Origin of the sequence: Klebsiella grimontii, assembly GCF_042137965.1 — a bacterium.
GTDB lineage: Bacteria > Pseudomonadota > Gammaproteobacteria > Enterobacterales > Enterobacteriaceae > Klebsiella > Klebsiella grimontii.
Genome location: NZ_CP169721.1, coordinates 281,043 through 301,919, shown reverse-complemented (window position 1 = coordinate 301,919; position 20,877 = coordinate 281,043). Strand labels below are relative to the sequence as shown.

Below are 20,877 nucleotides of genomic sequence, written 5' to 3'. Positions count from 1 at the left end.
GCCTTCTTTGCGCGCGCCCGATGAGCCTTGCGCTATCGGGCGGTTCCGGCGACTACGCTTTTCGCGCGGCAATCCAGTCCTGCACTTCAACCACAAAAGTATCCGGCGCTTTGCGGTACATTTTACGCGCCAGATCGAGGATGGTGTGCTGGCCTAAAGCCTCCTCCATCCGCTGCTGCGCCATATCCATCACCGAGCGCACGCCGCAAATGCCTTCACAAGCCCACTGCGGAGGCTGCTCCTCAAATACCGCCAGACGCTGGCGAATTTCACGGCATTCAAAAATCCGTTTATCACCATCAATGGCGTTCGCCACGTCGAGAACCGTAATGTGTTCAGCCGCTTTCGCCAGCTGAAAACCGCCGCCCTTACCCTCGATGCTGCGTACCAAACCGGCCTTTGACAGACGGGTGAAAATTTTGGCCAGGTAATCGTAGGGCACACTTTGCAAGTCAGCAATCTCACGTACGCTCATGTCGCGGGCATCGCCCTTGCTGTCCACCATACACATCAGGCTATGGATGCCGTATTCAACCCCGGAACTGTAGAATGCCATACTCTTATCTCAGCCAAAATTAATCTGAGTTCATTGTAGCTTTTTAAAAATACAGATTCCAGACAGTCAGAGCCAAGCCACGATTATTGGATATATAATTAATTAAATATCAAATAGATAATTATAAAACAACGCACAAAGCAATCCGTTCAGCTGAAATCACATTGCATTTCTAAACTACGACCAATAAAATCCGAGTAAATATTTCATCGTTACCAGTGAGAAACTCCAATGCGTAAACAAATTCTGATCGTGGGCGCTGGCTTTGCCGGTATGTGGGCAGCGCTGAGCGCCGCACGTCTGGCGGATAAAAATCAGCAGGACATTGATATTACGGTGATTGCGCCACAGCCTGAACTGCGTGTGCGCCCGCGTTTTTATGAAAGCGCCGTTCAAACGCTGGTTGCGCCACTGCAACCGCTGTTCGACGTCACCGGGGTGACTTTCCTGCGCGGCACGGTTGAGAAAATCCTTACGGCCTCCAAAGAGGTAAGCTGGAAAGATGCCAACGGTGAAATGCGCCAGCATCGCTACGACCGCCTGGTGCTGGCCAGCGGCAGCCAGGTCAATCGCAGTACGGTCGCCGGAGCCGCAGAGTACGCATTCGACCTCGATCAACTGGAAAGCGCTACCGTACTGGAGCAGCATCTGCAAGATCTGGCCCGGCAGCCAGAGAGCACGGCACGTAATACCGTGGTGGTCTGCGGCGGCGGCTTCACCGGTATTGAGATGGCGCTGGAGCTACCGGGTCGTCTGCGGGCAATTCTCGGCGCCGATGCTAAGACCAGAATTGTCGTAGTTGAGCGAGGCCCGCAGCCAGGCTCACGCTTCAGCGATGAGCTACGCGAGGTGATTATTCAGGCTTCAGAAGAGCTGGGCGTCGAGTGGCTGGTCAATGCCGAAGTGGAGAACGTTGATAGCTCTGGTGTGACGCTGAAAGAGGGTCGGACGATTGCATCACAGACGGTCATATGGACCGTTGGCGTTCAGGCTAACGGCTTAACGGCACAGATCGACACCCCGCGCGACCGTCAGGGTCGTCTGCACGTGAATGCTAATCTTCAGGTTGTGGGGCATGAAGACATTTATGCCACCGGCGACGTGGCTTATGCCGCCATCGATGATAAGGGTAATCACGCGTTAATGACCTGCCAGCACGCGATTCTGCTGGGCAAGTTTGCCGGGAATAACGCGGCTGCAAGCCTGCTGAACGTTGAACCGTTGCCGTATCGTCAGGAGATGTACGTCACCTGTCTGGATCTGGGCGAATGGGGCGCGGTTTACACCGAGGGCTGGGATCAGCAGGTGAAACTGACGCGCGCCGAAGCGAAAAAACTCAAGATGTCGATCGTCAGCGAGCTGATTTATCCGCCACAAGCCGATAAAGCGGTGGCGTTCGAGACTGCCGACCCGCTTGCCCCGTTTGTATAAATAAACATCCCCTGCCAGCACGGCAGGGGAATTTTTCACTGCATCATCACTTCACGCACGAACTCTTTCCTGAGCTGCGCGCTGTAGACCTTACCGTAAAACTGTACATCGGTGTCGGGGCGCTTCACGTCCGGGCTGACCTGCCTGTTCCTCGGCGTGGAACCGGAGGCTTTACTCAGCGCCTGTTGCGTTTCGAGGAGGATCGGCCAGTTAAGGAACAGCCGGGAGGTGATGGCCCCGGTTTTTTGCAGCCCGGCCAGATGCTCTTCCCAGGCGGACATCAGCATCAGCTCGCCGCCGTTCAGACGCGTCAGATTGTCGGCACCAGAGGCGGTGCGGGTGATTAACGAAGGACAGAGCTAGCGCAATACGCGCTCGAATGATTCCTGGAGTGCGGCAAACGTGCTGTACGGCCCGCGGCGGTGTATTAAACCTTACCCGGAGGCGGAGCTACGCACCTGTCCGGGCTACAAAACCCCCTGACCGCACGAACCCGTAGCCCGGGCAAGGCGCGCCGAGCGCCGCCCCCGGGGAAAGCGCGCACGCTATTTCAGTCAGAAACATGCCCGGATTGCGGCTCAATCACCGTTCCGGCGTAGATATCAAACCGGTGGCCTTTGGTCACCACCGCGTTAGGCGTCGCAACATTCGCCAGCGGCGGCGCGTAGTCCGGGCGCTTGACCACCACGCGTTTGGTTGCCAACTGACGCGCAGGTTCCAGCAGACCGTCCGCGTCTAAATCCGGTCCCACCAGCGACTGAAAGACCCGCATCTCTTTCTTCACCAGCGCGCTTTTCTGCTTATGCGGAAACATCGGGTCGAGATAGACCACCTGCGGGCGCGGGGTAATATCGGTCAGCGCCGTCAGGCTGGAAGCGTGGATCAGCTGCAACCGCTCCTGCAACCACGGGCCGATTTCCGCATCGGCATAGCCGCGCGCCAGGCCATCGTCGAGCAGCGCGGCGACCACCGGGTTACGCTCCAGCATCCGCACGCGACAGCCCACGGAAGCAAGAACAAAGGCATCCCTTCCCAGGCCGGCGGTCGCATCGACCACATCCGGCAGGTAGTCGCCTTTAATACCCACCGCTTTCGCCACCGCCTCGCCGCGGCCGCCGCCGAACCTGCGACGGTGGGCCATCGCCCCGCCGACAAAATCGACGAAGATGCCGCCAAGCTTCGGCTCATCGCGCTTGCGAAGCTCCAGATGCTCGGGCGTCATCACCAGCGCCATCAGGTTGTCTTCGTCCTGCTCCAGCCCCCAGCGGGCGGCCAGAACGGATAAGGCGCCGTCTCCGGCGCCCGTTTCATCAATTAAACAAATTTTCACAACAGGATTAACTCTTAATACCGTAATGCTCAAGCATCGCATCCAGCTGCGGCTCACGTCCGCGGAAGCGTTTGAACAGCACCATTGGCTCTTCCGACCCGCCGCGGCTAAGGATGTTGTCGAGGAACGACTGGCCGGTTTCGCGATTGAAGATCCCCTCCTCTTCGAAGCGTGAGAAGGCATCCGCCGCCAGCACGTCGGCCCACAGATAGCTGTAGTAGCCCGCCGCATAACCTCCGGCGAAGATATGGCTGAAGGCGTGCGGGAAACGGCCCCACGACGGCCCGGGAATCAACGCGACCTGCTGCTTAATTTCCGCCAGCGTTTCGAGGATTTTCGCGCCCTGCTGCGGGCTGAACTCCGCATGCAGGCGGAAGTCGAACAGACCAAACTCCAGCTGGCGCAGAATAAACATCGCCGCCTGGTAGTTTTTCGCTGCCAGCATCTTCTCCAACAGCTCCTGCGGCAGCGGCTCGCCGGTTTCATAGTGGCCGGAGATAAACGCCAGCGCTTCCGGCTCCCAGCACCAGTTTTCCATAAACTGGCTCGGCAGCTCGACCGCATCCCACGGTACCCCGCTGATGCCGGATACGCCGGCGGTATCGATACGGGTCAGCATATGGTGCAGACCGTGGCCAAATTCGTGGAACAGGGTGATCACTTCATCATGGGTGAACAGCGCCGGCTTACCGCTGACGGGACGGTTAAAGTTGCAGGTCAGATAAGCGACCGGCTTTTGCAGCGTACCGTCAAGCTTGCGCATCTGGCCGACGCAGTCATCCATCCATGCCCCGCCGCGTTTATGTTCGCGGGCGTAGAGGTCGAGGTAGAAGCTGCCGCGCAGCTCATTTTTATCATCATAAAGTTCGAAGAAGCGCACTTCCGGATGCCAGACATCAACATCGGTACGCTCTTTCGCGGTAATGCCGTAAATACGCTTAACCACTTCGAACAGGCCGTTAACGGCTTTGTTTTCAGGGAAGTACGGGCGCAGCTGTTCATCGCTGATGCTGTAAAGATGCTGCTTCTGTTTTTCGCTGTAGTAAGCGATATCCCACGGCTGCAGCTCATCAACGCCGCATTCGGCTTTGGCGAAAGCGCGCAGCTGGGCCAGCTCTTTCTCACCCTGCGGACGGGCGCGTTTGGCCAGGTCGGTCAGGAAGTCGAGCACCTGCTGCGGATTTTCCGCCATTTTGGTCGCCAGCGACTTATCGGCATAGCTGTCAAAGCCCAGCAGCTGCGCCAGTTCGTGGCGCAGGGCGAGGATTTCCGCCATCACCGGGCCGTTATCCCATTTTCCAGCGTTTGGCCCCTGGTCGGAGGCACGGGTGGAATACGCGCGATACAACTCTTCACGCAGCGCCTGATTGTCGCAGTAGGTCATCACCGGCAGATAGCTCGGAATATCGAGGGTCAGCAGATACCCCTGCTGCTCTTTAGCTTCAGCCTGGGCTTTCGCGGCGGCCAGCGCGCTTTCCGGCATCCCGGAGAGCTCGGATTCATCGGCGATCAGCTTGGTCCAGCCCATGGTCGCGTCGAGCACGTTGTTGCTGTACTGATTGCCCAGCTCGGACAGGCGGGCGGCGATTTCGCCGTAGCGTTTCTGCTGCTCTTTCGCCAGGCCAATACCGGAGAGTTCAAAATCACGCAGCGCGTTATCGACCGCTTTTTTCTGCGCGGTATTCAGGGTGGCGTAATGATCGCCGTCGCGCAGGTCGCGGTACGCTTTGTACAGACCTTCATGTTGCCCAACCCAGGTGCTGTACTCGGAGAGCAGCGGCAGGGTTTGTTCGTAGGCTTCGCGCAGCTCCGGGCTGTTTTTAACCGAGTTCAGGTGGCTGACCGGAGAAAAAAGACGCCCCAGCACATCGTCCACTTCCGCCAGCGGCTGGCAAAGATTTTCCCAGGTATACGGCGCCCCTTGCGCCACCGCGCGCTCTACCGCCGCCCGGCAGTCATCCAGCGCTTTAGTAACCGCGGGGACCACGTGCTCGGGTTTGATTGCAGAAAATGGCGGTAATGAAAAAGGCGTCAGTAATGGATTGGTCATATGCGCAGTCCTGTTGAATAGGGTGAATGAAGCGCGCGTCCCGCGCTGTAGCATGAGATCTAGAATGGGGGATAGTTGGGTGAATTTCAATGTCAGGCGCCGCGCGCAGGCGGGTATTACTGCGATAAGTCTGGCCGTGGTGGCCATCGCGCATAAAAAAGCCGGGTTCGCATCGCGGCGACCCGGCCCGTTTTAGGCTGACAAGCAGCTTATACCACCATCCCCAGTAGCAGACAGCCTACCAGGCCGCACACGGAGATAATGGTTTCCAGTACCGACCACGACTTAATGGTCTCGCCGATGGTCAGGTTGAAGTATTCCTTAAACAGCCAGAAGCCCGGATCGTTAACGTGGGAGAAGATAACGCTGCCGGAGCCCACGGCGATAACCATCAGTTCCGGGCTCACGCCGGTGGTGGCGATCAGCGGCGCGGCGATACCGCCCGCGGTGATAGCCGCAACGGTGGCGGAACCCAGGGCGATACGCAGTACCGCGGCAATCGACCACGCCATAAACAGCGGGGACATATTGGATTCATGCATGATAGAAGCAATGTATTTATCCATGCCGCTATCGACCAGCACCTGCTTGAAGGCGCCGCCGCCGCCGATGATCAGCAGCATCATGGCGATGATTTTAATCGAGGAGGTCAGCGTATCGTTAATCTGCTCCATTGAACGACCACGGTTGAGACCGAAGGTGAACATCGCGATCAGTACCGCGATCAGCGTCGCCATCACCGGGTCGCCGAAGAATTCAGCAATCGGCAGGAAGGCATGGCCTTTCGGCAGAACCATCTCGGCCACGGCGCGCATCGCCATCAGGATAACCGGGACCAGCGAGGTCCAGACGCTGACGCCAAAGCCCGGCATCTCTTCTTCAGTGAAGGTTTTCGGGTTATGCAGCCCTTCCGGAATCGGCTTATCGATACCTTTCAGGAAGCGCGCATAAACCGGGCCCGCGAGGATAACCGTCGGGATCGCCAGAATCGTACCGAACAGCAGGGTCTTGCCCATGTCGGCATGGAAAATAGTGGCAATCGCCGTCGGGCCCGGGTGCGGAGGCAGGAAGCCGTGGGTCACGGAGAGCGCGGCCGCCATCGGGACGCCGATATAGAGCAGCGGGATACCGGCGGATGCCGCGATGGTAAAGACCAGCGGCAGCATCAGCACGAAGCCCACTTCATAGAACAGGGCGAAGCCGACGGTAAAGCCGGTGAGCACAACCGCCCACTGAATATGTTGTTTACCAAATTTGGCAATCAGCGTGGTGGCGATTCGCTGCGCACCGCCGCAGTCCGCCAGCATTTTACCGAGCATCGCGCCGAAGCCCATGATCAGCGCGAGGCTGCCGAGGGTTCCCCCAACGCCGTTTTTGATGGATACGATCACTTTATCCAGAGGCATGCCCTGCATGAGCCCGACGGCAAGTGCCACCAGAACCAGAGCGATAAACCCGTTCAGCTTGAAACGGATCATCAGCAACAATAACAGGGCAACCCCGATAGCAACGATGACTAATGGCATGATTTACCTGGCCTTAATTTGTTATGGGTAACGTCATAGTTTCAACATTGACTTCATCCGTTCCGAGCGGAACAAAAAATGTCTGACGCCGTAGAAGCTGGCTTTATCCTTACCCAGAGAAAGGATAGCTGGCTATTTTTTTATCTGTGGCGCCTGAAGTGAATGATACGGGTAACATATGAAGTTTGAGAATCACCTGGGCGGTGAAAATTTCAAATATGAGACTTAAGTCATACTCTTTCCCGGGTTTTTGCCGGGTCGCTTAGCGGGGAATGTTGCGCGGTAACATAGGGGGAGCCGCCCGGCCGCGCAAAGGCAGCCGGGCGGATAATTAGTAGTAGGAGTGCTCGCCGCGCTGGTGTTCAGTCAGATCGCGTACGCCTTTCAGTTCCGGGAACTCGTTCAGCATCTGCTTCTCGATCCCTTCTTTCAGCGTCACGTCAACCATCGAACAGCCGTTGCAGCCGCCGCCGAACTGCAGGATCGCCAGGCCATCTTCGGTGATTTCCATCAACGTGACGCGCCCGCCGTGCCCGGCCAGCTGCGGGTTAATCTGCGACTGCAGCAGGTACTCGACGCGCTCCATCAGCGGGGCATCGTCGGACACTTTGCGCATCTTGGCGTTTGGCGCTTTCAGCGTCAGCTGGGAGCCCAGTTGGTCGGTAACAAAATCGATTTCAGCGTCTTCCAGATACGGCGCGCTAAGTTCATCGACATACGCGGTGAGCTGTTCAAACTTCAGCGCAGTATCGGAATCTTCCACCGCATCCGGTGGGCAGTAGGACACGCCGCACTCGGCGTTAGGGGTGCCGGGATTGATCACAAATACGCGAATTTGTGTCCCTTCTTCCTGATTTGCCAGCAGTTTGGCAAAGTGCGCTTGTGCAGCATCGGAAATACGGATCATAGCGTTGGCCTAATAGTTGACTATTTTACTGGGTTATAATACGCCCATCAGCAGGGGTCTACAAGGTACGGCATATACACCATACCTGAACCGTCGCGGCGCCGTTTCGCAAAAGCAGGCGGGATATCTCGGCGACGGTGCTTCCGGTGGTGACGACATCATCCACAATGGCGATATGGTGGCCCTGTAGCGACAATTCAAGCTGAAAGGCGTTTTTCAGGTTCTGTTTACGCAATCTGGCGCTGAGCTGATGCTGGGTGGCGGTACGGCGCCGACGGGTCAGCGCATCGCTACGCCAGGCGCAGCCCAGCCAGCGGGATAGCGGCCGACACAGCAGATCGCTCTGATTAAACCCCCGCTTCCACTGGCGCCGCTGCCAGAGCGGTACGCTAATGATCCGGTCCGGTCGGGGAAGATCCCGACGTTGGCGTATACGCAGCAGCAGCAGACGCGCCAGCGCCGGGGCCAGCTCGGGCCGCTGAGTAAATTTCAGCTGGTGAATCAGGCCGCTCAGCGGCGGACGATAGTCATTGACCGCCACCAGCCGCTGCCACGGCGGCGGTTTTTGCAGGCAGCGCCCGCAGGGCAGCGCGTCTGACCGAGCCGGCAGGCCGCACTGCGGGCAAAGCGGTTCAGAATCCAGCAGCGCAGACGCGCAACGCGAGCAGATCCCCCAGCGGGCAATGGCCAGCGGCATTTGGCATAGCCAGCATAAGCTGTGTGCTGTTAGCATATTTCCCCTCATTGTGGTGGAAAGAGAACAGTAACTGATGAAAGAGTTGGCGTGGCAGACTACGGGCGAAGGAAATTGTCATCTTGTGCTGCTGCACGGATGGGGGCTGAATGCCGGGGTGTGGGATTGCATTACGCCGCAGCTGTCCTCGCATTTTACGCTGCACCTCGTCGACCTTCCGGGCTATGGCCGCAGCGGCGGTTTTGGCGCAATGTCGCTGGAGGAGATGACGCAACGGGTGCTGGCGCAAGCGCCGGACCGCGCGATCTGGCTTGGCTGGAGCCTCGGCGGGCTGGTAGCCAGCCAGGCGGCAATAACGCATCCCGAGCGCGTGCAGGCGCTGGTCACCGTCGCCTCTTCCCCCTGCTTTAGCGCTCACGACAGCTGGCCCGGCATCAAGCCCGAGGTGCTAAGCGGATTTCAACAGCAGCTGAGCGAAGATTTTCAGCGCACCGTCGAGCGCTTTCTGGCGCTGCAAACCATGGGTACCGAAAGCGCGCGCCAGGACGCGAGAGCGCTGAAGAGCACGGTGCTGTCGCTACCGATGCCGTCGCCGGAGGTTTTAAACGGCGGGCTGGAGATCCTTAAGACCGCCGATTTACGTCAGGCGTTGACCACCCTCGACGTGCCGTTTTTGCGCCTGTACGGTCGCCTGGATGGCCTGGTGCCGCGTAAAATCATCCCGATTCTCGATGCGCTGTGGCCAAAAAGCACGTCGATGATTTTCGATAAGGCCGCCCACGCGCCGTTCATTTCACATCCGCAGGCGTTTTGCGCTCCTCTGATTGAGCTGAAGCGTGAGTTCGATAAATTTTTATAGCGGGACGTGGTAAAAACGCAGGGTGCAGCAATACTTAGGTTGTTGCGGGGGTTGACTATTTCACGCCGGACCCGTGACCTAAAAAAACAACCTAATGGAGAGTAGAGGCTATGAAATTTGTTACAGGAATTGTTGCATCTCTGGTGATTGGCTCCCTGTCCTTCGGCGCGTTCGCCGCCAAGGAAATTCAAAAAGACGAAGTGGCTAAGATGAACCTGACCAAAATCGGTTCGATTACCACCTCAAGAACGACCTCTCCGATGGATGCAAAGCGCGATCTGTCGAAAAAAGCGGATGAGCTGGGCGGCACCTATTTCGTGGTGATTGCAGGCGAGAAGAACGAGAAAACGGTTCACGCTAACGCGGACGTCTACAAGTAAGCCAGAAAGCGGGTCCCGGGACCCGCTTGCGGTATATGCCGCAGCAAGTTCCCGGAGACGGCGCGTTGCGCCTGTCCGGGCTACCCACCCCAAACCGTACCAATCTGTGGTCGAATCTCCGGGGTCGCAGCGTAAACGCCTTACCCGGGCTACCAGACTGTCTCTCGTAGCCCGGATAAGGCGTTAGCCGCAATCCGGGGAAACCAGCCTTTACATACCCATCAGCGCAGCGACCACCACTCCCGCAGGCAGGCTTTGCCTTCCGGGCAGCTTTTACAGCTGCCGGAGAGGCAGCCATCGGCATCTTCGGTTACTTTGACCGCTTTACCCATCGCTTCCAGACGACCCAGCATCGCGTCGATCAACGGCTGCGGCGCTTGCAGGCGGGCGCTGAGCTGCTTTGCGTCCATCCTCCCCTGCAGGGCCAGCATATCGCGCACATCAATTAACGACGCCATTATCGCTCCTTAGTGACAATCGCCAGCCGGACTCTGGCAGCAGGACGACGGCGTTTTGCGCGTCGCCAGCAGCGAGATGTCCACCCGGCTACGCGCTCTGCGCAGCAGGCCAAAGACCACGATATTGAACAGCACTACCGCCAGAATGCACACCAGACTATAGCGCGGATGCTGGCTAAAGCTGACGGTCTGGTAGTACAGCGTAGAGAGCGAATAGGCGATATTCAGCCCCCACAGGACCGAGAACATCATCCAGCCGCGGCTTGACTCGCGGGCAATCGCCCCCATCACCGAGATGCAGGGAATATAGAGCAGAACGAATATCAGGTAGCTGTACGCCGCGGCGGCGCTGCCGAATTTGCTGCCCATGACGCCCATCGCGCCGGTTGCCATTTCGCCGTCGCCCTTGCTGGCTTCGATGGGGTTCGCCAGCACGCTCAGGCTAAACGTGTCTTTCAGGCTCTGCCAGGTCTCATCCACCGCGGCCAGTAGCTCATCGCCGAGGCTAAACGCCTGCGGATTAAACGCTTCGTTCTGGATATCTTCGGCGGTGTAGAGGGTGTTCAGCGTCCCCACCACCACTTCTTTCGCCATCGCGCCGGTAAACAGGCCGACGGTCGCCTGCCAGTTATCCTCATGTACGCCAATCGGCTTAAACACCGGGGTAATCACCCGGCTGACCGACGCCAGCGCCGAGTCGTTGATATTATCGACGATCTTACCGTTCAGCGAGAAGCTGTTCAGCGCGCTGAGGAAGATACTGACGATAACGATCACTTTACCCGCCCGCAGGACGAAGCCTTTCAGGCGCTGCCAGGTCTGGATAAGCAAGCTCTTCACGTGCGGAACGTGATACACCGGCAGCTCCATCACGAACGGCGAAGCTTCGCCGCGCATAATGGTATGCTTCAGCATCAGTCCGGTCGCAATCGCCATCACGATCCCCAGCACGTACAGGGAGAAGACCGCCAGCGCGCCGTTCTGGCCGAAAAAGGCGGCGGCGAAGACGGCGAAAATCGCCAGCCGCGCGCCGCAGGACATAAACGGCGCCATCATAATGGTCATCAGACGCTCGCGCGGCGCATCAAGCGTACGCGCGCCCATCACCGACGGGACGTTACAGCCAAAACCTACGATGAGCGGCACGAAGGATTTCCCCGGCAGACCCAGCGCCTGCATCAGGCGGTCCATCACAAACGCCGCCCGCGCCATATAGCCAGAGTCTTCAAGGAAAGAGAGGAACAGGTACATCATGCCGATCTGCGGCACCAGCGGCAGCACGGTATTGATCCCCCCGCCAATCCCCTGGGCGAGGAATACCGTCAGCCAGTCCGGGAAATGCAGGGTATAGCCAATCCACTGTATACCGTGAATAAAGATAGCCACGGAACCGGCATCAAAAATAGGCTGCAGCGCGCCGCCAATATTAATCGCCAGTAAGAACATCAGATACATGACGAACAGGAAGACCGGCAGGCCGAGGAAGCGGTTGAGGATCACTTTATCCATCGCCGCGGTAAAGCGGCTGGGTTCGGCGGTGAGGGTATTACTGACCGCATCGCAAATGGCGGCAATGCTTTGGTAGCGGGCATCGGCGATGTGCAGCGCCGGGTCATCCAGCTCTTCGCTCAGGTGCGCCAGGGCTACGTCCAGCTTGTGGGCGGCGTCTCCGGCGAAGGCGCGGCTGTAAATATCGCCTTCAAGCATCTGTAAACCCAGCCAGCGGCGCTGGCGCGGCGGAATGTCCGTGGCCATCATCTCCGCCAGCTTGTCCGCCTCCCGCAGCAGCGGCCGCGGATAGTGCACCAGTTCAATATCCTGATTTTGCTGATGGCGGTCGATAGCCATTTTCAAGGCTTCGATACCGCGCCCGCGGGTGGAAACCAGCGGGATTACCGGGCATCCAAGGCGGGCGGCCAGCGCGTCGACATCGATGCGGATGTTCTGTTTTTCCGCGATATCGAGCATATTCAGCGCGACCACGCAGGGGATGCCGAGCTCCAGCAGCTGCAGCGTCAGATAGAGGTTACGCTCCAGATTGGACGCATCGACCACGTTTATCAGCATGTCGGCGTCGCCGCTGAGAATATAGTGGCAGGCAATCTGCTCATCCAGCGAGGTTTGCGAGGAGATGGTGGTCAGGGAATAGGTGCCCGGAAGGTCTACCAGCGTGACCTGATGATCGGTGGTGTTGAAGCCGCCCTCTTTGCGCTCAACGGTCACCCCCGCCCAGTTACCGACACGCTGGCGCGCGCCGGTGAGCTGGTTAAACAGCGTTGTTTTCCCGGAATTTGGATTACCAATTAAACCAAGGGTTAATTTTTTCATATTCATACTCTTAGTGCCGGTCAGGCATTATTGTGCAACCGCTTCCAGCTCAATTAACGCAAGATCCTTTTTACGTAATACCAGGCTAACGCGTCGGGTTTCAATATGAATAGGGTCGCCGAGCGGCGCCACGCGAACCACGTTAAAAGACGAACCCGGCAGCATCCCGAGGGACAGCAGCTTCTGCCGATATGCCGGACTAATATCGCGGGAGAAGCCGGTGATTTTCCACGCACTATCAGGTGTGAATTGCATAGGACCTACTTGTGTATCGCCAACCGAAAGAGAGTTTTCCCCTATGCGCCGCAGACGCGGTGCCAGGGACCATAGCCAACGAAGAATAAAAAACACTCAATGGAAATAATGATAATGAGAATAGTTTTTATCATCAATACATATAATGCGCTCGATTCTTTTTTTAAACAGGAAATTGAGCATTTGTTGATATTGAGCAAACTCTATTTTGTCACGACCGTAGAGAGAATCATTATTTCTGCTTAGCGAATGTTTAATAAAGGTGTCATTGGTTAACGAAATGAAAATAATAATCTCATTATCCGTAATTCGCGCTTATTAAGAGGTTATAAGAAAATACTGATGCTTGTTTGCGCAATATGGCGAAGAGCAGAGAAGAAACGGCCCCTCAGAAAAGGGGCCGGAAAGAGATTAGCGTTTTTTACCCATTGCCGCCGCCAGCGCGTCCATCATCGCGCTGTTGCCCGCTGGCTGCGCCTCGCGACCGCGAGGTTTAGCGGCCTTCGCCGCCGGGCGGTTGCCCTGAGGACGATCGTTTCCGCCGCCGCGGCGCGCGTTGCTGTCGCCAGGCTGTTCGTCCAGACGCATCGTCAGCGCGATACGCTTCCTCGGCAGGTCAACTTCCATCACTTTGACCTTCACGATATCGCCCGCTTTGACCACCGTGTGCGGATCTTCAACGAACTTATTCGACAGGGAAGAGATATGCACCAGGCCGTCCTGGTGAACGCCGATATCGACAAACGCGCCGAAGTTGGTGACGTTGGTCACCGCGCCTTCGAGGATCATTCCCGGCAGCAGGTCGTTCATGGTCTCTACGCCATCGGCGAACTGGGCGGTTTTAAACTCCGGACGCGGGTCGCGGCCCGGTTTTTCCAGCTCTTTGATAATGTCGGTTACCGTCGGCACGCCGAATTTATCATCAGTGAAATCAACGGCTTTCAGATTACGCAGCTCGCTGCTGTTGCCCATCAAATCTTTCAGCGCCTGCTGAGTCGCCGCCAGAATGCGCTCCACCACCGGATACGCTTCCGGGTGCACGGTTGAGGCGTCCAGCGGGTTGTCGCCGTGGTTGATGCGCAGGAAGCCCGCGCACTGCTCAAACGCTTTCGGCCCCAGACGGCTCACCTTCAGCAGTTGCTGGCGGTTCTGGAACTGACCGTTCTCATCGCGCCAGGAGACGATATTCTGCGCCATCATGCGGGTCAGACCGGCGACGCGGGTAAGCAGCGGGACGGAAGCGGTATTCAGGTCGACGCCGACGGCGTTCACGCAGTCTTCCACCACCGCGTCCAGCTTACGCGCCAACTGGGTCTGGCTGACATCGTGCTGATACTGGCCGACGCCGATGGATTTCGGATCGATCTTCACCAGCTCGGCCAGCGGGTCCTGCAGACGACGGGCGATAGAGACCGCGCCGCGCAGGGAAACATCGAGATCCGGGAACTCCAGCGCCGCCAGTTCGGAGGCGGAATACACGGACGCGCCCGCTTCGCTGACGATAACCTTTTGCGCGGTCACTTTCGGGAACTGCTTCTGCACGTCGAGGAAGAAACGCTCGGTTTCACGCGAAGCGGTACCGTTGCCGATCGCCACCAGCTCAACGTTGTACTTTTCACACAGCGCGGCAACCGCCACCGCCGCTTTAGCGGCCTGCCCGGTATGCGGGTAGATGGTATCGGTAGCCACCAGCTTGCCGGTGCCGTCAACGACGGCGACTTTCACGCCGGTGCGCAGACCCGGATCGAGGCCCATGGTGGCGCGCAGCCCGGCCGGAGCGGCCATCAGCAGGTCGTGCAGGTTGCGGGCAAAGACGTTAATCGCTTCGTCTTCCGCCCGCTCGCGCACGGTGCCCATCAGTTCGGTTTCGAGGTGCATCAGCACCTTGATGCGCCACGTCCAGCTCACCACGCCCTTACGCCAGCTGTCCGCCGGGGCGTTGTTCAGGCGCAGGCCGAGATGGTCGATAATGATTTGCTCGCCGTGACTCTCTTTCGGCGGCTCGTCGAACTGCGGGTCGGCGTTTAAAGAGAGCTGCAGCACGCCTTCATTGCGGCCGCGGAACATCGCCAGCGCGCGGTGCGACGGCACGGTGGCGATCGGTTCGTGATGATCGAAGTAGTCGCGAAATTTCGCCCCTTCCTCTTCCTTACCGCTGACGACGGTCGCCACCAGGTGGGCGTTCTTCCACAGATAGTCGCGCACTTTCGCCAGCAGGGCGGCGTCTTCCGCAAAGCGCTCCATCAGGATATAGCGCGCGCCGTCGAGGGCGGCCTTGCTGTCCGCGACGCCTTTATCCGCGTCGATATATTTGGCGGCTTCGGTTTCCGGGTCGTGGGACGGTTCGTTCCACAGCAGCTCGGCCAGCGGCTCCAGTCCGGCCTCAATGGCGATCTGCCCGCGGGTGCGGCGCTTCGGTTTGTACGGCAGGTAGAGGTCTTCGAGTTCGGTCTTACTCAAGGTCCCGTTGATGGCTTTTTCCAGCGCCTCGGTCAGTTTGCCCTGTTCACCGATGGACTTCAGGATTGCCTGACGGCGATCTTCGAGTTCACGCAGATAACCCAGGCGGGTTTCCAGATTACGCAGCTGCGTGTCATCCAGACCGCCGGTGACTTCTTTACGATAGCGTGCGATAAACGGCACGGTGTTCCCTTCATCAAGCAGGCGAACGGCAGCTTCTACCTGTTCAGCCCTGGCCTGAAGTTCACCCGCAATAATGCGGCAGAGCGAATCATTCATCATCGGTTTAATTCATCTTTAGGATCAAAAATCAGGGGGATAGTTATACGGACTGACACGGTAAAATGCCAGCCACGACCCAAGCCTCTCGGAATGTTCCGGGCTTATTTGACGTATTCAATTTCATTAACATACCAGGCCGCCTCGCCCGCGGGCGTGTTAACGATAGCTAAATCGCCGACCTCTTTTTTCAGCAGCGCGCGCGCCATTGGCGAATCAATGGAGATGTAGTCATTGCGGCCAAAGATTTCATCGTAGCCGACAATCCGAAAGCGCTTCGTCTCGCCCGCATCGTTTTCAATTTCCACCCACGCGCCGAAAAAAACCTTCCCCTCCTGCTGCGGCGAATAATCGACGATTTTCAGCTGCTCAAGGCATTTGGTCAGATAGCGCACCCGGCGGTCGATTTCACGCAGGCGCTTTTTATTGTACTGATAGTCGGCGTTTTCGCTGCGGTCGCCAAGGCTCGCCGCCCAGGTCACTTTTTTGGTAACTTCCGGACGTTCTTCGCGCCACAGGGTGTCCATCTCTTTCTTCAGTTTTTCATACCCTTCACGGGTGATCAGCGGCGTTTTCATCGAAGGTTCCGGCTCCTGATTACAAATCTTTGTGCAATGCTGCGCACAATTCGTCGCACGTCATCATAGCAACAGGATAAATAATGTGTCTTATGCTTAAATGTATACTTAAGCTGCTGTTAAATATGCTTTGTAACAATTTAGCCTGGAATATATACCAGATTTCGCTGGTGGGCGACCCGGGCTTTTTTGAGAATACGTACTGACAATTGCAGTGAACCTTTGGGAGTATAAACAATGCAAGAGAATTATAAGATTCTGGTTGTCGATGACGACATGCGCCTGCGCGCGCTACTCGAACGTTATCTGACCGAGCAGGGCTTCCAGGTTCGTAGCGTGGCGAACGCTGAACAGATGGATCGCCTGCTGACTCGTGAATCCTTCCACCTGATGGTGCTGGATCTCATGCTGCCGGGCGAAGATGGCCTGTCCATTTGCCGCCGCCTGCGCAGCCAGAGCAACCCGATGCCGATCATCATGGTCACGGCGAAAGGGGAAGAAGTTGACCGTATCGTGGGCCTGGAAATCGGCGCCGACGACTACATCCCAAAACCGTTCAACCCGCGCGAGCTGCTGGCCCGTATCCGCGCCGTGCTGCGCCGCCAGGCTAACGAACTGCCGGGCGCGCCTTCGCAGGAAGAGGCGGTGATCGCCTTTGGTAAGTTCAAGCTGAACCTCGGCACCCGCGAGATGTTCCGTGAAGATGAACCCATGCCGCTGACCAGCGGTGAATTCGCGGTACTGAAAGCGCTGGTGAGCCATCCGCGCGAACCATTATCCCGCGATAAGCTGATGAACCTCGCCCGCGGCCGTGAATATTCGGCCATGGAACGTTCCATCGACGTACAAATCTCCCGTCTGCGCCGCATGGTGGAAGAAGACCCGGCGCATCCACGCTATATCCAGACCGTTTGGGGCCTGGGCTACGTTTTCGTCCCGGACGGTTCTAAGGCATGAAACGCGTGCGCTTTTCGCCGCGAAGCTCGTTTGCCCGCACCCTGTTACTGATCGTCACCCTGCTGTTCGCCAGCCTGGTGACGACCTATTTAGTGGTGCTGAATTTCGCGATCCTGCCCAGTCTCCAGCAGTTTAATAAGGTTCTGGCCTACGAAGTGCGTATGCTGATGACCGATAAACTGCAGCTGGAAGACGGCACCCAACTGGTGGTGCCCCCGGCGTTTCGCCGCGAGATTTATCGCGAGCTGGGCATTTCGCTCTATTCCAACGAAGCGGCGGAAGACGCAGGCCTGCGCTGGGCGCAGCATTATGAATTCTTAAGTCAGCAGATGGCGCACCAGCTCGGCGGGCCGACCGAAGTGCGGGTGGAAGTGAATAAAAGCTCGCCCGTGGTGTGGCTGAAAACCTGGCTCTCCCCCAATATCTGGGTGCGCGTACCGCTGACCGAAATCCACCAGGGCGACTTCTCGCCGCTGTTCCGCTACACCCTGGCCATCATGCTGCTGGCGATTGGCGGCGCCTGGCTCTTTATTCGTATTCAGAACCGACCGCTGGTCGACCTGGAGCACGCGGCGCTGCAGGTCGGGCGAGGCATTATTCCCCCGCCGCTGCGCGAATACGGCGCATCGGAAGTGCGGTCGGTAACCCGCGCTTTTAACCATATGGCGGCTGGCGTGAAGCAATTGGCGGACGACCGTACGCTGCTGATGGCCGGAGTCAGCCATGATTTACGCACCCCTCTCACGCGTATTCGTCTGGCGACGGAGATGATGGGCGAAGAGGACGGCTATCTCGCCGAATCGATTAATAAAGATATCGAAGAGTGTAACGCCATTATTGAGCAGTTTATCGACTACCTGCGCACCGGTCAGGAGATGCCGATGGAGCTGACGGACCTTAACGCGGTGCTGGGGGAAGTGATTGCGGCGGAGAGCGGCTACGAGCGAGAAATCGCCACCGATCTGCAGCCGGGCGAGATCCCGCTGCGCGTGCATCCGCTCTCCATCAAGCGCGCGCTGGCGAATATGGTGGTTAACGCCGCCCGCTACGGCAACGGCTGGATTAAAGTCAGCAGCGGCAGCGAGGGAAACCGGGCCTGGTTCCAGGTGGAAGATGACGGTCCGGGGATTAAACCAGAGCAGCGCGAGCATCTGTTTCAGCCGTTCGTGCGCGGCGATAGCGCCCGTACGATTAGCGGAACCGGCCTCGGCCTGGCTATCGTTCAGCGCATCATCGATAACCATAACGGCAAGCTGGAACTTGGTTCCAGCGAACGCGGCGGATTATTAATTCGCGCCTGGCTGCCGGTGCCGATGAATCGCGCTCTGCCAGCGGTAAAATCCACCAAAGAGAGCTAGATCGGCCTTAAACCAACCTCATCCGGTACGCCCGCATAAAACCGCCCGGCGGCGGCTCGCGCCTTACCGGGGCTACGAGCTCACCACCGTCTGCGGACCAGTAGCCCGGACAAGGCGCGTCAAGCGCCGCCTCCGGGACGTTGCCGGACTGCTTCAGGTTTAATGCGCTTTATTCGCCATCTGATACGCCGCCGGCAGATTCAGCCGCTGCCAGAACTGCTGAGCGTCATTCTCACCGGAGAGCGGATACCCTGCGGGCAGCGCCGTTTTGACCATCAGCGCCCGACGCTGCGCGGCGGACAGATTCGGCAGCGCAGCCTCCAGCAGCACTTCAGCCCCTTGCGGCACCTTCAGGCTCTGTTTTTCACCCTTCTGCTGCGGCAAATCGTAGGTCATGGTGAAACGATAAAACGCCTTCATCGCCGGGTCGCGATACGGATCGTCTTTCGCAGGCATCTTCGCGCATTCCGCCAGCGTCGTGCCGCACTCCTTCTCCAGCGCGGCGCGCAGCTGGTCGCGGGCCTCATTAAACAGCCCGCGATACTTCGCGTCATTCAAATAGTGGGCGACGTTGCGCTGCGCCACCATCCGCGAGCCCATCACGTCCAGCGGATAGTGCACGCCCAGCACGATGCGCGAATAGCCATAGCGAGCGCCGCGGGTAACCAGCGCATCGAAGCGCTCCGGGATCATCTCCGCCATTAGCAGAGCGTCGGTATAGCCTGTATTGGTGTGCCCGCTTGGAAACGAGCCGCCGTCTGCGGTATAGGGCTTATTGTCCTTAACGACCACATCGTCCGGCACCAGATGGATGGTATTGCCCTGAATCAGGAACGGACGCGGGTTGTTAAAGTGCTTTTTCGCCGCCCCGGTACTCACTTCAGAGGCTTTGATCAGCGCCGCCGCCTTACCGAGCTCGCCTTTGTCGTAGGCGGTGAGGAACGCTTTACCGAGACGCGGCCCCAGCGCATCGCTGAGGAAGTAGAGATAGCTGATGCCCTCGGCATCCGCCAGCGCCTGATGGCGGGAGGTCTGTACGGCATCGCGGTTAATGGCGGTGACCGTCGCCAGATTTTGCTCAATCACCGCCTGCGGCAGCGCAGTGAACGCCGAGAGCAGCTCGATTCCCGCCTGCTGGGTGGCTTTGGTCTGAAAGTCGTACCCGCTGGCCTTCAGCCACGCGGTATCCGCCTGGGTTTTATTCTGTCTGGCGTGTTCAAGCTGGTCGCGAGTCAGGGTCGCCGCATCGCCCTTCAGCGCGTTGCGCAGCTGCGACAGGCTTTGGCTCTCCAGCGCGTCAAACGCCGGGCTGGCGGCGGCTGGCGTCACGGCGTTAGCCATTGTTGCCGCCTGGTTCAAAGGGACCTCTTTCGCCAGTACCGGCAGCGCCAGCACGAGCGCCGTTGCGAGAAGCGTGATTTGCATTTTCATTATTTTTCCTTTTATTCAAACAATTACCTTGCCTGTACGTGACGCTAGCCTCTCTGTTTGACGCTTTTATGACACGGTTATGTTTTGCAACGCTTTAAGCGGAATGGAAACAGCGCGGCGGTAATCCAGGCCGATCTGCGGTAAACTATCGGTAATCTTGTCTAAATCCCGGAATCACCGTATCCATGCTCAGTTATCGTCATAGCTTTCACGCAGGCAACCACGCCGACGTTCTTAAACACACCGTTCAGAGCCTGATCATTGAATCGCTCAAAGAGAAAGAAAAACCGTTTCTCTATCTGGACACCCACGCCGGGGCTGGCCGCTATCAGCTGAGCAGCGAACACGCCGAACGTACCGGTGAATATCTCGAAGGCATCGCCCGCATCTGGCAGCAGGATGACCTGCCCGCCGAGCTGGAGCCGTATATCTCCGTCGTTCAGCACTTCAACCGTAGCGGCCAGCTGCGCTACTACCCCGGCTCGCCGCTGATTGCCCGCCAGCTGCTGCGCGAGCAGGACAGCCTGCAGATGACCGAACTGCACCCGAGCGATTTTCCGCTGCTGCGCGCCGAGTTTCAGAAAGACGACCGCGCCCGGGTTGAAAAAACCGACGGCTATCAGCAGCTGAAGTCTAAGCTGCCGCCGGTTTCCCGCCGTGGGCTGGTGCTGATCGACCCGCCTTACGAAATCAAAAGCGACTACCAGGCGGTCGTGACCGGTATTCATGAAGGCTACAAACGCTTTGCCACCGGCACCTACGCGCTGTGGTATCCGGTGGTGCTGCGGGCGCAGATTAAGCGCATGATCAAAGAGTTAGAGGCCACCGGCATTCGCAAAATTCTGCAAATCGAGCTGGCGGTGCGCCCGGACAGCGACCAGCGCGGGATGACCGCTTCCGGGATGATCGTCATCAACCCGCCGTGGAAGCTGGAGCAGCAGATGAACAACGTTCTGCCTTGGCTGCATAAAAAGCTGGTGCCGACCGGCATCGGCCATACCACCGTCAGTTGGATCGTGCCTGAGTAATCGCAGTCATCG

Annotated in this window: 18 protein-coding genes and 1 pseudogene; 6 read left to right on the top strand and 13 right to left on the bottom strand. The window is 58.1% G+C overall.

Translation table 11 applies throughout. From position 1 onward, the window contains the following. Positions 1–52: 52 nt before the first annotated feature. Positions 53–556 (bottom strand): RrF2 family transcriptional regulator, encoded by a 504-nt coding sequence (locus ACE3MN_RS01365; RefSeq protein ID WP_004134715.1) that lies wholly within the window; start codon positions 554–556, stop codon positions 53–55. A gap of 231 nt (positions 557–787) precedes the next feature. Here ACE3MN_RS01365 and ACE3MN_RS01360 point away from each other — a divergent pair, with 231 nt between their 5' ends. Further along, positions 788–1,987 (top strand): NAD(P)/FAD-dependent oxidoreductase, encoded by a 1,200-nt coding sequence (locus tag ACE3MN_RS01360; RefSeq protein ID WP_375364237.1) that lies wholly within the window; start codon positions 788–790, stop codon positions 1,985–1,987. A 35-nt stretch (positions 1,988–2,022) separates the two neighbouring features. Here the strand turns inward: ACE3MN_RS01360 and ACE3MN_RS01355 are convergent. The 6 genes and pseudogenes from ACE3MN_RS01355 to gntX all read right to left on the bottom strand — a co-directional run. Further along, positions 2,023–2,331, bottom strand: a pseudogene (locus ACE3MN_RS01355) (hypothetical protein); the annotation flags it as partial. Between the two features lie 206 nt (positions 2,332–2,537). Next, on the bottom strand, positions 2,538–3,317 hold the full coding sequence (gene rsmJ / locus ACE3MN_RS01350) for a 16S rRNA (guanine(1516)-N(2))-methyltransferase RsmJ (protein WP_049130629.1): 780 nt from the start codon (positions 3,315–3,317) through the stop codon (positions 2,538–2,540). A 7-nt stretch (positions 3,318–3,324) separates the two neighbouring features. After that, entirely contained in the window at positions 3,325–5,367 is a 2,043-nt protein-coding gene (gene prlC / locus ACE3MN_RS01345; protein WP_024359790.1) for an oligopeptidase A, read from the bottom strand. Positions 5,368–5,576: 209 nt separating this feature from the next. Continuing rightward, positions 5,577–6,893, bottom strand: coding sequence for a gluconate transporter (gene gntT / locus ACE3MN_RS01340; RefSeq protein WP_004134706.1), 1,317 nt, complete (start codon positions 6,891–6,893; stop codon positions 5,577–5,579). 331 nt (positions 6,894–7,224) lie between these two features. Then, a complete protein-coding gene (gene nfuA, locus ACE3MN_RS01335; RefSeq protein ID WP_004126273.1) occupies positions 7,225–7,800 on the bottom strand; it encodes a Fe-S biogenesis protein NfuA in 576 nt (191 codons plus the stop codon). Between the two features lie 58 nt (positions 7,801–7,858). Then, positions 7,859–8,533 (bottom strand): DNA utilization protein GntX, encoded by a 675-nt coding sequence (gene gntX, locus ACE3MN_RS01330; protein WP_004134293.1) that lies wholly within the window; start codon positions 8,531–8,533, stop codon positions 7,859–7,861. A 37-nt stretch (positions 8,534–8,570) separates the two neighbouring features. On the opposite strand from gntX, the gene bioH reads away from it, so the two are divergent. Together bioH and ACE3MN_RS01320 are read left to right on the top strand one after the other, a co-directional pair. Continuing rightward, positions 8,571–9,353: a pimeloyl-ACP methyl ester esterase BioH gene (gene bioH / locus ACE3MN_RS01325; protein ID WP_082237872.1), complete on the top strand. Its 783-nt coding sequence runs from the start codon at positions 8,571–8,573 to the stop codon at positions 9,351–9,353. Positions 9,354–9,463: 110 nt separating this feature from the next. After that, positions 9,464–9,733 carry a YdgH/BhsA/McbA-like domain containing protein gene (locus tag ACE3MN_RS01320; protein ID WP_004134288.1) on the top strand — a complete coding sequence of 90 codons (270 nt, stop codon included), beginning with the start codon at positions 9,464–9,466 and terminating at the stop codon, positions 9,731–9,733. Positions 9,734–9,954: 221 nt separating this feature from the next. Here ACE3MN_RS01320 and feoC read toward each other — a convergent pair whose 3' ends face one another. The 5 genes from feoC to greB all read right to left on the bottom strand — a co-directional run bounded on the left by feoC (position 9,955) and on the right by greB (position 16,091). Beyond that, positions 9,955–10,191 carry a [Fe-S]-dependent transcriptional repressor FeoC gene (feoC, locus tag ACE3MN_RS01315; RefSeq protein WP_004134286.1) on the bottom strand — a complete coding sequence of 79 codons (237 nt, stop codon included), beginning with the start codon at positions 10,189–10,191 and terminating at the stop codon, positions 9,955–9,957. A gap of 9 nt (positions 10,192–10,200) precedes the next feature. Beyond that, entirely contained in the window at positions 10,201–12,519 is a 2,319-nt protein-coding gene (gene feoB / locus ACE3MN_RS01310; RefSeq protein WP_082238015.1) for a Fe(2+) transporter permease subunit FeoB, read from the bottom strand. A 27-nt stretch (positions 12,520–12,546) separates the two neighbouring features. After that, on the bottom strand, positions 12,547–12,774 hold the full coding sequence (gene feoA, locus ACE3MN_RS01305; RefSeq protein ID WP_004126281.1) for a ferrous iron transporter A: 228 nt from the start codon (positions 12,772–12,774) through the stop codon (positions 12,547–12,549). A gap of 411 nt (positions 12,775–13,185) precedes the next feature. Continuing rightward, a complete protein-coding gene (locus ACE3MN_RS01300) occupies positions 13,186–15,516 on the bottom strand; it encodes a Tex family protein (RefSeq protein WP_024359788.1) in 2,331 nt (776 codons plus the stop codon). Positions 15,517–15,617: 101 nt separating this feature from the next. Then, positions 15,618–16,091, bottom strand: coding sequence for a transcription elongation factor GreB (gene greB / locus ACE3MN_RS01295; protein WP_004134279.1), 474 nt, complete (start codon positions 16,089–16,091; stop codon positions 15,618–15,620). Between the two features lie 237 nt (positions 16,092–16,328). Between greB and ompR the strand changes: the two genes are divergently transcribed. Together ompR and envZ are read left to right on the top strand one after the other, a co-directional pair. Further along, the gene (gene ompR / locus ACE3MN_RS01290; RefSeq protein WP_001157751.1) at positions 16,329–17,048 is read left to right on the top strand and encodes a two-component system response regulator OmpR; all 720 of its coding nucleotides are present in this window, start codon (positions 16,329–16,331) and stop codon (positions 17,046–17,048) included. After that, positions 17,045–18,406 carry a two-component system sensor histidine kinase EnvZ gene (envZ, locus tag ACE3MN_RS01285; RefSeq protein ID WP_024359787.1) on the top strand — a complete coding sequence of 454 codons (1,362 nt, stop codon included), beginning with the start codon at positions 17,045–17,047 and terminating at the stop codon, positions 18,404–18,406. The genes ompR and envZ overlap by 4 nt, the downstream gene beginning before the upstream one ends. A 159-nt stretch (positions 18,407–18,565) precedes the next feature. Here envZ and ACE3MN_RS01280 read toward each other — a convergent pair whose 3' ends face one another. After that, positions 18,566–19,837: a phosphatase PAP2 family protein gene (locus ACE3MN_RS01280; RefSeq protein WP_224232923.1), complete on the bottom strand. Its 1,272-nt coding sequence runs from the start codon at positions 19,835–19,837 to the stop codon at positions 18,566–18,568. Positions 19,838–20,022: 185 nt separating this feature from the next. Between ACE3MN_RS01280 and ACE3MN_RS01275 the strand changes: the two genes are divergently transcribed. After that, positions 20,023–20,865: a 23S rRNA (adenine(2030)-N(6))-methyltransferase RlmJ gene (locus tag ACE3MN_RS01275; protein WP_009651758.1), complete on the top strand. Its 843-nt coding sequence runs from the start codon at positions 20,023–20,025 to the stop codon at positions 20,863–20,865. Positions 20,866–20,877 lie beyond the last annotated feature (12 nt).